Annotated in this window: 12 protein-coding genes; 6 read left to right on the forward strand and 6 right to left on the reverse strand. The window is 41.8% G+C overall.

The window, feature by feature from the left end; all coding sequences use genetic code 11:
* Nucleotide 1: 1 nt before the first annotated feature.
* The 3 genes from MB380_RS11530 to MB380_RS11540 form a co-directional block, all read right to left on the reverse strand.
* Nucleotides 2–1,105 carry a DegT/DnrJ/EryC1/StrS aminotransferase family protein gene (locus tag MB380_RS11530; protein WP_253522421.1) on the reverse strand — a complete coding sequence of 368 codons (1,104 nt, stop codon included), beginning with the start codon at nt 1,103–1,105 and terminating at the stop codon, nt 2–4.
* 21 nt (nt 1,106–1,126) lie between these two features.
* Nucleotides 1,127–4,045: a PD-(D/E)XK nuclease family protein gene (locus tag MB380_RS11535; protein ID WP_253522424.1), complete on the reverse strand. Its 2,919-nt coding sequence runs from the start codon at nt 4,043–4,045 to the stop codon at nt 1,127–1,129.
* 162 nt (nt 4,046–4,207) lie between these two features.
* On the reverse strand, nt 4,208–5,536 hold the full coding sequence (locus tag MB380_RS11540) for a deoxyribodipyrimidine photo-lyase (protein ID WP_253522426.1): 1,329 nt from the start codon (nt 5,534–5,536) through the stop codon (nt 4,208–4,210).
* A 118-nt stretch (nt 5,537–5,654) separates the two neighbouring features.
* Here MB380_RS11540 and MB380_RS11545 point away from each other — a divergent pair, with 118 nt between their 5' ends.
* The 6 genes from MB380_RS11545 (at nt 5,655) to MB380_RS11570 (ending at nt 11,064) form a co-directional block, all read left to right on the forward strand.
* Complete coding sequence (locus MB380_RS11545; protein WP_253522428.1) at nt 5,655–6,443, forward strand: hypothetical protein; 789 nt, start codon at nt 5,655–5,657, stop codon at nt 6,441–6,443.
* 169 nt (nt 6,444–6,612) lie between these two features.
* Complete coding sequence (locus MB380_RS11550; protein WP_253522430.1) at nt 6,613–7,851, forward strand: exo-beta-N-acetylmuramidase NamZ domain-containing protein; 1,239 nt, start codon at nt 6,613–6,615, stop codon at nt 7,849–7,851.
* A gap of 109 nt (nt 7,852–7,960) precedes the next feature.
* Complete coding sequence (locus MB380_RS11555) at nt 7,961–8,422, forward strand: META domain-containing protein (protein WP_253522432.1); 462 nt, start codon at nt 7,961–7,963, stop codon at nt 8,420–8,422.
* 217 nt (nt 8,423–8,639) lie between these two features.
* The gene (locus MB380_RS11560) at nt 8,640–9,725 is read left to right on the forward strand and encodes a 5-(carboxyamino)imidazole ribonucleotide synthase (RefSeq protein ID WP_409014711.1); all 1,086 of its coding nucleotides are present in this window, start codon (nt 8,640–8,642) and stop codon (nt 9,723–9,725) included.
* Between the two features lie 37 nt (nt 9,726–9,762).
* Nucleotides 9,763–10,248, forward strand: coding sequence for a 5-(carboxyamino)imidazole ribonucleotide mutase (gene purE / locus MB380_RS11565; protein ID WP_101726012.1), 486 nt, complete (start codon nt 9,763–9,765; stop codon nt 10,246–10,248).
* A gap of 120 nt (nt 10,249–10,368) precedes the next feature.
* A complete protein-coding gene (locus MB380_RS11570; protein WP_253522434.1) occupies nt 10,369–11,064 on the forward strand; it encodes a LysM peptidoglycan-binding domain-containing protein in 696 nt (231 codons plus the stop codon).
* 61 nt (nt 11,065–11,125) lie between these two features.
* On the opposite strand, the gene MB380_RS11575 is transcribed toward MB380_RS11570, so the two are convergent.
* The 3 genes from MB380_RS11575 to MB380_RS11585 form a co-directional block, all read right to left on the reverse strand.
* Complete coding sequence (locus MB380_RS11575; protein WP_253522435.1) at nt 11,126–11,389, reverse strand: hypothetical protein; 264 nt, start codon at nt 11,387–11,389, stop codon at nt 11,126–11,128.
* Between the two features lie 19 nt (nt 11,390–11,408).
* Complete coding sequence (locus MB380_RS11580) at nt 11,409–12,224, reverse strand: lipoprotein signal peptidase (protein WP_253522437.1); 816 nt, start codon at nt 12,222–12,224, stop codon at nt 11,409–11,411.
* Nucleotides 12,225–12,337: 113 nt separating this feature from the next.
* Nucleotides 12,338–13,537: a proline dehydrogenase family protein gene (locus MB380_RS11585; RefSeq protein ID WP_253522440.1), complete on the reverse strand. Its 1,200-nt coding sequence runs from the start codon at nt 13,535–13,537 to the stop codon at nt 12,338–12,340.
* Nucleotides 13,538–13,723 lie beyond the last annotated feature (186 nt).

Here is a 13,723-nt window from a genome sequence, read left to right on the forward strand (position 1 = left end):
ATCAATAATGGTTAATTTTTTCTATGATGTAACTAACCTCTTCGTCGGTCAATGTCTGGTTTAAAGGTAAACTTAGCACCTCATTATGAAGAAGTTCTGAAATCGGGTATGAGTCCGCATTCCATTCTTTATAGGCTAGCTGCTTATGCGGAGCCACCGGATAGTGCATATCTGAACCAATCAGATTCTCGCGCAGATACTCTCTGAATCTTGCTCTGTCTTTCAGCCGAACCACAAATAAATGCCAGGCATCTGAACTTACAGACTCAGCAGAAGGCAAAATAATTTCCGGATTACTGATTTCAGATAGATACCTCTGGGCAATTTGCCGGCGTCTTTCATTTACAAGCTCTAAAACCGGTAACTTAATGTTAAGTATAGCCGCCTGCACTTCATCAAGCCGGCTATTTATTCCCTGTTCGTTAAAAATATATTTTTCGGCCGAACCATAATTTCTTAATGCACGTATCCCGCCGGCCAGTTCATCATCATTGGTTGTAACAGCCCCGGCATCACCCATAGCGCCCAGGTTTTTTGTAGGGTAAAAACTAAAACCTGCCCCGTGCGATAAATTTCCGGCTTTTTGCCCTTCGTAACTTGCCCCGTGCGCCTGAGCTGTATCTTCAAAAACTTTCAGGTTGTATTTTTGGGCAATGGCATTGATGGCGTTCATATTGCAACATTTGCCATAAAGATGCACCGTTAAAATTGCCTGGGTTTTTGAAGTAATTTTTTCTTCAATTTTCTGAGGGTCAATCAGATACGTATTCAAATCGGGTTCTACCAGAACGGGAACCAGGCCCACCATAGACACCGCAAGTATAGTAGCTATATACGTATTTGAAGGTACAATTACCTCAGAACCTTTCGGGAAATCAGATGCTTTGAGTAATAATGCCAGCGCATCAAGCCCATTTGCTACACCAATACAATGCTTTGTTCCACAATATTCTGCAAAAGATTTTTCAAAATGATTGACCTCATCGCCAAGTATATACCATCCTGAAGAAACTTTCTTTGTCAGAATTTCAATAATCGGTGTTTCATAAGGTTTATTAATGCGCTTGAGGTCAAGAAAGGGAATAAAATTGGTGCGTGTGTTCAAAGTGTTTACAAATTGTGAAATTCATCGGCCGCATATTCCTTTAAAATCACACCTTTCACAAACGAGCAGGTCATTTGTTTGGGCAAATGGAACATCCGGATTCAGCATTTCTTTTATAATGTTGGCTAATATTTCTTCTGTTTTTTCAATAAAACCAAAGATAGTGGGGTTATCAGTAAAACTCAAATTTACCTCAAGATTTTCTTTCATATTTCTGAACGAATAAATCTTTGCTTTTATATCATGGTTTTCGAGTGTTTCGCCACCTATGGTAAACATTTTATTGGTGGCCATATTTTTTAAAATCAGATACTGATACAACCACAACTGGCGTAGCTTTTCTTTGTCGGGGTCAATCAGTGCTTCTTCAAGTATCTGGTCTCGGCTTTTTTCAAGCTCTTTTTTTACTACTTTTCCGGTTTTGTAGTCAACCACTTTTATTACATTTCCGGCTTTTTCTATTCTATCTACGCGGCCTGCAATTTTAACTTTTTGTACATTTTCAAGATTTGGCATTTCAAAAGAAGCCTCAATCTGCTTCTCGGTATCAAGTATCCTGTACGGAAAAACCTGTGTTTCTTTCTGCAGGTTAAAGAAGTCGGCCAGTAATTGTTCGGCTACATGCTTCAACAAATAGTTCATACCAGAATCAATTACATAACCCCCGAATTTTTCTTTATAGGCTGTGTCGAGGCGCTCAGGTATCTGGTTTAACACGGCATCTAATACATCCTGCGTTACTTCTGTTCCAAAATCGTTATCAATTTTTTCGAGGGTATTATGCAGCCAGGTACCAAAAATATCAGCGCCGAAATTCTCGTCTACTTCTTCGCGCTTAGATATACCGGCAATTTTATTGAAGTAAAACTTTAAGGTACAGTGCAGGTACTCATTAAGGTTAGTAGGGTATATTCCACCATCAGCCAGCAGACTGCTTACCGAAGCCAGTATGTCTTTATTCTTTTGCACTACAACCTTATTAACTACCTCATTATCAATAGTTTTATTGTAGACAATTTTAGGATACGTAATTTTTATTTGCTTATTGTGCCTGGCTAGTTCGTTTTCAATCTGTAAAATAAACCTGCTTTTTTCTGTGGCTCCGCCACCAAGCCCTTCGCCTGTGGGTATTACATACAGCAGGTCTATATCTTTGGCACGTTGCAAAAGCCTGAAAAAATGATAAGCCATTATTGCGTTCTGGTCTGACTGCAACGGCAGCCCAAACTCAAGCGAGGCATCAAAAGGGATTAACGAATTGAGATGCCTGGCCGAAGGCAACACACCCTCGTTAACAGAAAGAAATATTACCCTGTCGAAATCAAGGCAGCGGGTCTCCAGCATACCCATTATCTGGAGGTCGGCCACGGGCTCGCCACTGAACGGAATTTTTTCCTGCCTGATGAGTTCATACAAAAAATGTCTGAAACTTTTCAGGTTCAACAGCCTGTTATTAAATAGGATTTTTTCAAGACGGTTCAGTATCGTAAGAAACAAATACAGGTATTCAATTTCAATGGCGTCGTTCGATTCATGATACACTCCGCGCAGCTCGTCAATTAAATCATAAAATGCTTTCAACGCTTTTCTGGGGTCGTTACCCCAGCGAGAAAACAGGGCCTCAAAGAGCCTGTCGCCTTTACCGAATGCAAGCATTTCTTCCTCGCTCAGATACACCAGATTCCCCCTTACTATTTCTGTCTGCGTTTCTGAAAAAACATTCGCTTTACCTTCTGTGCTGGCATCTGAATAATTAATCTGCTCATACTTACGACAAAAAGGGTGATTCAGCACCTTAAATACATGCCTGTGGCTATACTTGGGTATCCGGATGGTCTCGCCGCTTTTGGTTTTAAACTCAACAATATTTTGTTGCAGCTCAAAAACTGAGTCGATAAGCGTAAAGAGCATGGATCCCCTGAGCGACAAACCCATGGTTATGTTGAAGTCTGTAACCAGATTATCGAGCGAATAAATTAATGGCGAAAGCAGGTTTTCGTCGCACAGAACAATGGCCGTAGGTACGCCCGGATTAACCAACAGGCTGTCGGCATAAATGGCGCCTGCTACTTTTGCCTGCAATGTGGCATTTTCAACACCTATTATTCTGATATTTTTCTCTTCTGCCAGCAGGTGGTTGGTCTGCCAGTTCCATTTACCAAAAGTACCCTTCGATTTATATTTTCTAAGCGTGCCTCCGGCTTTCTGATTATACAATGGGTTCATGAAAAACTCATCGGTATCCCATAACATCTCTGCTTTTCCGGCCTTCACCAGCTTTTCAATAACTATTTCTTCAGATCTGCTAAAAGCATTAAAGCCAACAAAATAGTATTTTTCAAAGTTTTTGTTCTCAATCAGCAGTGTCTCTACTTCTTCTGCCAGCAACCTGTAAGACATGCCCCGGTAGGTATAACCCTTCACCCGCAGCTCGGTTTGCAGGTCTACATATACCTGGTATATATTCTCAAAAAGTTTAAAGTATTTATCAAGATTTCCGGTAGTTTCAACAAAAGGTTTGTTTATTTTTACCATATCTACATTCCAGCGCTCCAGGGTCTTTGCTTCACTGATGTAATCAAATAAAGCTTTTGGGTCGCCGATAAAATACTGGTCTATGGTGTCAAAATCCCGCAGCAGCGTAGGCGCCCACGAAATAAACCTGTCGAAATCTACCTGTGCTTCATATTTTCTGAATGTTTCGTAAAGTTCAAAAAGTAGTCCTACCGAATCAATGGTTTTGAAGCCGGACATTTCAGCCACAAAGTCATCAATGGCACAAACTTCAGGCGAAAGAAACGGAACATCAGATAGTTTACCCAAAAAGCGCTTAAAGAAAAAAACCGACCGCCTGTTAGGCAATATAATACAGACATTTTTCAGCTGAGCCAAAGAATGCCTGTCAAATACATATTGAGCCGATTTCTCTAAAAATGCCATGGGTTATCAGGCTCATGGGGTAGCCTGGTTTTGGTAAAACAGGAAAACAATTGAAGAAAATACAAAATAACAACTAACTATCGGATTTTCCTGCTAAAAAATTATCAATGGCTTATTATTTATTTTTGAGCAACTCTGAACAAAAATATAACAAAACCAAGATTACTCCTTGGGCATTTTGTCTCCCAGTGCAGCCTTATAGGTACTCAGGGCGCGGTCACGGGCAAAAGCGTGGTCAACCATTGGTTTAGGATAACTGAAAGAGTTGAGTTCAGGCACCCATTTTTTGATATATTTCAGATCTGCATCAAATTTTTCTGTCTGTGCCGTCGGACTAAATACCCTGAAATACGGAGCCGCATCGCAGCCGCTGCCTGCTGCCCATTGCCAACCGCCATTGTTGGCGGCAAAATCAAAGTCCAGCAGTTTTTCAGCAAAATAGGCTTCGCCCCAACGCCAGTCAATCAGCAGGTGTTTAATTAAAAAACTGGCCGTTATCATTCTTACCCTGTTATGCATAAAACCGGTAGCGTTCAGCTCTCTCATGCCTGCATCTACTATCGGGTAGCCGGTTTTGCCCTGGCACCACCGTTTAAACTCTTCTTCATTGTTCCGCCATTCTATGCCGTCATACTCTTTTCTAAATGCCTGCCCGTCGCTTACGTGCGGAAAATGAAAAAGTATGTTCATATAAAACTCTCGCCATATCAGTTCGTTCAACCAGGTAGAGCTTAGAGGTATGGCTTTCCGAACCAGTTCTCTGATACTAACCGTACCAAACCTTAAATGAATGCTCAGGCGACTGGTAGCCGGTAAGGCCGGAAAATTCCGCAATTCACCATATTTTTCAACCAGAGAGTCAGCCACAACCGGAGGCGGAAACTCAGCCCCTGATTCTTCAAAACCAATGTCGTTCAAAGTCGGCATATTCAGACTATTAATCTGGTAAAACCTGTTGAAGTATTTTTCTGTCGGATAACTTTTCAGGTAAAAATCGTTCAGTTTCTCTTTCCACTTTTTGCTGTAAGGCGTAAAAACCGTATAAGGTTGGCCGGTGCCAGTTAGCACTTCGTTTTTTTCAAAAATTACCTGGTCTTTAAAGGTGTAAAACCCAATGCCATCAGAGTTGAGCAAGCCGCGCACATGCTCATCCCGGTTTATAGCATACTTTTCGTAGTCGTGGTTGGTATATACCTCGGCAATATCGTATTCCTGCATTAGTTTTTGCCACACATCTATGGGGTTTCCGTGCTTAACCAGCAAGCCCGACCCCAGCAAATTTAACTGCCCGTGCAGGCTGACAAGTGTCTTGTAAATAAAATGAACCCGCGCATCTTTTTTGTTGGGTAATTTGTCGAGAATCGCGGTATCAAAAATAAAAAGTGGTAGTACCGGATGCTCGCTTTTTAGAGCATAATAAAGGGCGGCGTTGTCATTCAGCCGTAAATCTCTCCTTAACCAAAATATACTCAATCTTTGCTTTATCTCCATTTAATGAGGTTTTATCTTCGCTATGTTTTTATTAATCTACATGTTGATAGAAAAACTTTACTTTTGGGTTAATTGTTTGTCTAAACTTAAATCATTTGAAAAAACATATCATACAAAAATGAAAAGATTATTTGTAAGCCTTTTTTCATTCGTGGCTATGAGTTCTTTTGCACAAAGTACACCAACAGCCGACGCCATTCTGGACAAATACATTGCAGCCATTGGCGGTAAAGATGCCATTGCTAAAGTTCAGGACATAACCATTAACAGCACCAGTGAAACGCAAAGGGGAACGTCAGAAACGGAAGTGAAATACAAATTTCCGGACAAGTATTCATCAAGTATGTATTTCAACGGAAATGCAGGCATGACAACCGTATTTGATGGCAAAAATTTTAAAAGCAGTGGTGGTTTCGGCGGTCGTGGCGGCTTTGGCGGTGGTAACGGCGCCGGAGGAAACGCAGGCGGCGGCAATGGCGGAAACGGCGGAGCCCGCCCGCAACCGGAAGGGCCGGCAGCCAAAATACAAGCTATGCGGTCTAACCCGTTTTTTGAATTGATGTATAAAGAACTAGGCATAACGGCTACGGTGCAAGGCACCGAAAAAGTAGGCGATAAAGATGCCTACAAAGTGGAGGTATCAACACAGGACGGAAGAAAATGGACCGATTATTTTGATGTGGCGTCTGGCCTGAAAGTAAAAACTTTCTCGACCAACGAAACCCCCAGAGGCAAATTTGAAAGTACGGTTACTTACGAAAACTACAAAAAGTTTAAAGGAACCGAGTTTCTGATTCCGGCTGTAACCAAAAGAACTGCAGGCCAGATGGGCGAGATTGTTACGGAGGTTCAATCAGTAAAAATAAACAAGGGCCTGAAAGACTCTGAGTTTGAAATTAAAGAATAACAAATGTTTACCGATACAAAGAGGCAGCACGAAGCAGTTCGGCTGCCTCTTTTTGGTTTACCGGAAATATGTAAATTTCTGATGTATTTTCTCATAAAATTCATTTCATTTTCGTTTATTCGCAAATAAATTATCCATCAAAACAGCACTGTTTACCGATATTCAACCCATGAGAAAATCCATTCTTCTTTTATTTATACCTGTTATTACACTGGTTAGTCTGATACCCTGGCATGAGCGTGCTTCTGAAAGCCAGCCGGTAACTTTAACTGCTAAACCTAAAGAAATTATTACAGGCGCCGACCAGCTAAAGGCCTACGTGCCGTATCTGAAAGGTAAAAGAGTAGGCATGGTTATTAACCAGACTTCAATTGTGGGTAAAAAACCCAGTGTCGATACCCTGATGGCCCTGGGCATAAAAATAACCAGGATTTTCGGGCCTGAGCATGGTTTCAGAGGCAATGCCAGCAATGGCGCCAAAGTTGCCGACAATGTAGATGAAAAAACAGGCATACCCATTATTTCGCTGTATGGCAAATATAAAAAACCAACCAGGGAACATCTGGCTGACGTAGATGTAATGGTATTTGATATACAGGATGTTGGCGCACGTTTTTATACTTATATTAATACACTTACGCATGTAATGGAGTCTTGCGCCGAAAACGGCAAGGTGCTGGTGATATTAGACAGACCCAACCCGAACGGCTATTGTATTGACGGCCCCATGCTTGAAGACCACCTGCATTCGGGCATTGGTATGCACAAAATACCCATTACACATGGCATGACCATGGGCGAATTTGCTCAAATGGTAAACGGCGAAGGCTGGCTGCCCAATAAACTGCAATGCCGCCTGAAAATAATTAAAGTGGCCAATTACAACCATGATATGCCCTACCAGCTACCGGTGTTTCCGTCACCGAATTTAAATACTCAGCAGTCAATACTTTTATACCCAAGTATTTGTTTGTTTGAGGGCACCATTCTGAGCCAGGGACGTGGCACCTACATGCCATTTACGGTTTTGGGCGCACCTGCTTTAAAAGGCAAATATGAGTTTCACTTTCGTCCGGTCAGTATTCCGGGTATGAGCGAAACCCCATTGCACCAGAACGAAGAATGTTACGGCCTTGACCTGCGAAACTATGATGTCAATGAATTGAGAAAATCTAAACGCCTGAATCTGCATTGGCTGATAGAATTATATAATGCCTACCCCCACAAAGAAAAGTTTTTTGATATGAGCCAAAGCAAACAAATGAACAGCTTTGATAAACTGGCCGGAACCGAAAACCTGAAAAAACAGATAATTGCAGGCGTACCCGAAGAAGAAATACGCAAAAGCTGGGAACCCGGCCTGAGCCAATACAAAACCATGCGCCTGAAATACCTGTTGTATCCTTAAACAGCGGTATAATCAGCCGGGCATTAAACCAATGCAGGCTGGGTTTGTCAAAAACACAAATATTTAATTGTCCCAAAGAAGTAAATATAAAATTTAAACTTTTAAAGCTATGAAAAACCTGATTATTGCCATTTGCTTGTCCGGATTATCTGTTGCCGGTTGTGTGCCGGCACGGCCAACAGGCAGCACACCCAAACAAACCTCAGAAGCGCTTAATGCCCCTCTTAAATTGAATGGTATGTGGGAACTAGCCGAAATACCCGGGGCAAGGGTATCTGTAGCGGGTTTGTATCCGGATAAAAAACCAACAATTAATTTTGATGTAAACGACAACAAGTTTACTGGCAATACCAGTTGTAATAGTTTCAGCGGCCTGCTGGTGGCTTATGGTAACAAAATTACGTTTAACAAGTCTATGGCTATGACCAAAATGGCTTGCCAGGGCGATGGTGAAACAACATTTCTTGAGTCGCTAAAAAAAGTAGATTCATACACTGTAAATGCTAACAATACCTTAAGCCTGAATGCCGGTGGTGTTGAGGTACTAAGAATGGCCAAACCTGTGCGATAATTGCGCCTCTATAAAACAGGTGGGGTTAAACAGTAAAAGACGTAACAGCCTTACTGTTTAACCCCATTTTTATTAAGAGGCTTAACCGTTAAAAAAGATACGCAAATTGGATGCACATACTATGTATTCTTAGTGTATCTTTGCGAAAAAAAGCTACTTAGTGAGATTCGATAACAGAAAAAAACTGGGCATTCTTGGTGGCGGGCAACTGGGCAGAATGATTATTCAGGCCGCCATTGATTTTGATTTTAACATTAAAACGCTGGACCCGGACAGCGACGCTCCCTGTAAGTACCTGTCGCACGAGTTTGTGAACGGGTCATTGAACGATTATGATACCGTAATGGCATTCGGGCAGGATTGCGACATACTAACCATAGAGATAGAAGCCGTTAGCATTGAAGCGCTTGAAGCCCTTCAAAAACAGGGTAAAGCGGTGTTTCCGCAGCCTTCTGTGCTACGTATTATTCAGGACAAGCGGGTTCAGAAACAATTTTATAAAGACAACAACCTGCCTACTGCAGATTTTATTCTGACAGAAAACAGGGCTGATACAGCCGGGCATACAGCGTTTTTGCCTGCTGTTCATAAACTGGGCAAAGGCGGCTATGATGGCAAGGGCGTGCAGGTATTGCGCACCGAGGCCGACCTCGGCAAGGCATTTGACCAGCCGGGTGTGCTTGAAAAAATGATTGACTTTGAGAAAGAACTGGCCGTAATAGTTGCCCGCAATGAAAACGGCGAAACCAGCACTTTCCCGCTTGTTGAAATGGTTTTTCATCCGGAAGCCAATCTGGTTGAGTACCTTTTCAGCCCGGCTAACGTTGCCACCGGAATTGAGAAAAAAGCGCAGGATATTGCTATACAAACAGCCAATGCCCTGGGCATAATTGGCTTGCTGGCAGTAGAGATGTTTCTGACAAGAGACGGAGAAATACTGATAAATGAGGTAGCCCCCCGCCCGCACAACAGCGGCCACCAGACCATCAGGGCTAATGATGTATCGCAGTTTGAGCAACATCTGCGAGCCATACTCAATCTGCCTCTGGGTAGCACACGTGCCCACTCAAAAGCAGCAATGGTGAATCTGCTGGGTGAAGAAGGCCATAACGGAGAAGCGGTTTATGAAGGAATGGACGATGTACTGGCCATAGAGGGTATACACCCTTTTTTATATGGCAAGCGTTTTACTAAACCATTCAGAAAAATGGGGCATATTACTATTGTAGACCAGGACTTTGAAAAATTAAAAGAAAAAGTGATTTTTGTAAAAGAAAAACTCAAAGTTGTAGCCAAAAACTGATAGTCGGATTTACATTTAAAAATTTAAACTGTAGAAGATGGTAGGTATTATTATGGGCAGTTTCTCTGACTGGAAAATTATGGCAGGGGTTGCAGAAATTTTAGACGAATTAGAGATTCCATACGAGAAAGAGGTGGTTTCGGCGCACCGTACACCACAAAAAATGTTTGATTACGCCCTTACGGCTCGTCGTCGTGGTTTAAAGATAATCATTGCCGGTGCAGGTGGCGCGGCGCATTTACCGGGTATGGTGGCATCAAGTACAACCTTACCTGTTATTGGGGTTCCTATTAAATCGAGCAATTCTATTGACGGCTGGGACTCCGTGCTGTCTATTCTTCAAATGCCAACGGGTGTACCAGTAGCTACTGTGGCCCTTAATGGGGCCAAAAATGCAGGTATTCTGGCAGCGCAGATTCTGGGTGTGAGCGATGAAGAAGTGGCAAAAAGACTGAGAAACTACCGTGAAGCCCTGAAAGACCTGGTAGATGATATGAATGAAGAACTTAAAAAAAGTATATAAGTTTATACAATTAAGTAAAAGCCGATTTTGTTAGTTTAGCTGAACAGAAGCCTGTTTTGTGTTACTTGATGCGTAGAAACCTAGTTTTCCTAATATAAATAATTAAAATTTCCTGTTACCATGCAGTTCGAAGACCGCGAACAACGAAATGAACGCCCGAAAGAGGCCTCACGAAATTTACCAATGGTTGTACTTTTGGTTTTAGTGAGTATCATCTGCGCATTGCTTTACATCGGTTGGAAATATATGTCTGACGACACGTCAACTGCCGATGACCTTACCGCCGCTCCGGCAGACACCGTCGCGAATGCTATTAAAGTACAGCCAACAGACGAAGAAACCGAGGCAGAAGAACAAACCGCCTCTGAAGCCCTGCCCGAAATTTCAGTACCAACCGTAGGCAATAAAGAGCAAGCATCTAAGCCTGCCGATGAAACTGATGCAAAAAAAGAGAAGACAAAAGAAGAGAAACCGAAAGAAGATAAAAAAGTGAGTATTCCGACCGGTGGTGAAACCTACACACATACAGTAGGAGAAGGTGAAACTTTCTTTGGAATTGCCAACAGGTTTAATGTTAAAAAGGAAACCTTAAAGGCCATGAATCCGGGTGTGGAAGAAAATGGTATTAAAGTAGGCGTTACCAGACTTAAAGTAAGAATAAAAGCGGTGCACACCGTAGGCCCTGGCGATATTTTAAGGGTGGTAGGGACAAAGTATGACGTGCCTGTTAACCTGATTATGCAAGCCAATAAAAAGACCAAGAACTTTGCCGAACGAGGCGAGAAACTGATTATTCCGTATCCAACAAAAGAGTAATAAATGTAAAAGGGCCTTACGGCCCTTTTTTTATATCTATACTTTTTAAGAAGCAATAATTTTATACCAGAAAATTAACAACCAATAAAGTAATTGTAAGGATTAACAATACAATTGACTGTATTCTGTCTGTTTTTGGATTTCTTTCAGCGCTGTTGCCGCCGGTGGCCATGCTAATTAATTGAAAAAGAAGGCAAATGGAGCCAAACACAGCCAGAATGATATGTCTGGTAGACGGCGATTGAATCATACCCGGCAAAAGTATAATGCCCAGAAAACTCAGAACGATAATCCACACAAAAGAACGCTTTGAAAAAATTGCCATATCGGTTCAGATTTTTAAATCAGTTATTAACTTTATCATTTACCTGCTCATCTGTGTTTGTTGCAGAAGGCTGTTCTGTCGGTATGTCTGCCAGGGGTTCGTTAACGATTTCGCTGCTAGTAATGGTACCTTCTTCATTAACAGGCTCTGCCGCATGCTCTTCAACAGGCTGATTAGTAGATTCGGTTGATGCTTCTTCAGTACTTTCAGCCACTGGTTTCTGGGGCATTTCTTCATGAATAAAGAAACTCTTCTGAAAAACAAGGATACTCAGCACCCCGCAAAAAATACAGGCATCGGCAAAGTTAAAGATAGGCGTTGTGTTGTATTGCCCACCCAGAAAAGGAATCCAGTCGGGGTAGTCGCCGTCAAGGCCATAGGCGTAAAACATATCAATTACCTGCCCGTGAAACCAGGGAGTAGGTGAATCTATTGGAGAATTTCCCAAAAACACACCATAAAAAGTACTATCAATTACATTACCAATGGCACCCCCTAAAACAGCAGCAATAGACCAAAGCAAACCACTATGCGCATTTCTTTTTGCCAGATGAACCAGATACCAGCAGATACCCACCATTGCTACGAGCCTGAAAGCCGTAAGCATCAGTTTGCCGTATTCGCCGGCTAAAGTCCAGCCAAAGGCCATGCCTTTGTTTTCAACATAGTGCAATTTAAAAAAACCGGGAATGATATCAATTTCGCCATAGTGGTTAGGCAAAACATCGTAGTACATCCACAATTTAATTGCCTGGTCGGCGATAATCAAAAACACTGTCAGTAACAAAAACTTATATGGAGATTTCCCTCCGTACAATTCACTGCTTGTAGTCATTTATTATTGAGTTTAACGCAAAAGCCTCTGAAACTGCTTCCGTAATTAGCAAATCTGGCCCGTTGTGTTTTTAGGCCGTATAAAGTTATTAAAAATATTCGATGCCCGCTTTATTAGCAACCTCTTCTTCTTTGTTTTTCCTTTTTAATGAGCAAAAACTCACGGCTGCTCTGGCCCGCAATAGAGGTGTTTTCTTCAGCTCTTCTAAAGAGGTAAGGCATTACTGCCTCAACAGGCCCGTAAGGCACATATTTGGCTACATTGTAGCCAGCATTGGCCAGGTTGTAAGAGATGTTGTCGCTCATACCCAGCAACTGTGCAAACCAGATTCGCTCATCGCTTTTGGATATATTGTGCTGTGTCATTAAATCGGCACATAACAAAGAGCTTTCTTCATTGTGTGTACCCAAACAAATAGATAATACATCCAGATTATCAACAGAAAAATGAACTGCACTGTTAAAATCGGCGTCGGTATCTTTTTTTGAAGCGTGAATCGGGTCTTTGTACTCCAGCTCTGCCGCGCGGCGTCTTTCTTTTTCAATATAAGCGCCACGTACCAGCTTTGCCCCTACCCTGTAACTTTCTTTTCTGGCCAATGCACAGGCGTCAGCCAGGTGTTCAAGGCTTTCCCATCTATACAACTGAAAGGTATTGTAAACTATTGTTTTACCGGCGATATTATACTTCTGCATCATGTGGTAGCTCATTTCGTCTATCACGTCCTGAATCCACGACTCTTCTGCATCTATAAAAATCCTGACATTAAGGCTGGCAGCGTAACCACACAATTTATCTACTCTGTTCTGAACCCGCTCGTAAGCATTCTTTTCTTCTGTTGTTAAATCTTCGGGGTGTTCTTGTACTTTTTCAAGAAGGTCAACCGAACCGATACCGGATACCTTAAAAACCGAGAACGGTATCTGCTGCGGCTGGTCAGCGGCTTTTTCTATCGTTTTCAGAATCTCTGAGGTAGTTGCATCAAAGGCATTTTCGTTGTCTTCGCCCTCTACCGAGTAGTCCAGAATTGTACCTACTTTGCTTTTCGCCAGGCTATTGATGGTTTTTTGGCAGTCTGCTATACTTTCGCCCCCACAAAACTGAGAAAAAATGGTATTTCTAATGAGTAATTTTACAGGTAATCCTAATTTTATTGCGAGTTTTATAAAAAAAGTTCCTATCTTTACAACCCAGTTTTGATTCATCAACGCAAAAATCAAATAAGTTTTACGAAGCTTACTGTCTGATTGATGAGCAAAGGCAATAGAAGTATCATCGAAATTTAACGAGCGGTTTTGAATAGCCGTTTTCATTATTTCAAGTATTGGTTTCTTTTTAATCTTTTCAGTTTTTGATGAAGAATTGTACTATTTAAAGAGACTAAGTCATTTTACCGAGACTTACCCCCGTAAATAGTTTGCAAATATACGCCAAAGAAAAGACATTCAACGAAACAATATCAATAATTCGGTAATATGTCCGGTAGTCAATGCTCCGCT

Origin of the sequence: Emticicia sp. 21SJ11W-3, from assembly GCF_024138715.1 — a bacterium.
In the GTDB taxonomy this organism is placed as follows: Bacteria; Bacteroidota; Bacteroidia; order Cytophagales; family Spirosomataceae; genus Emticicia; species Emticicia fluvialis.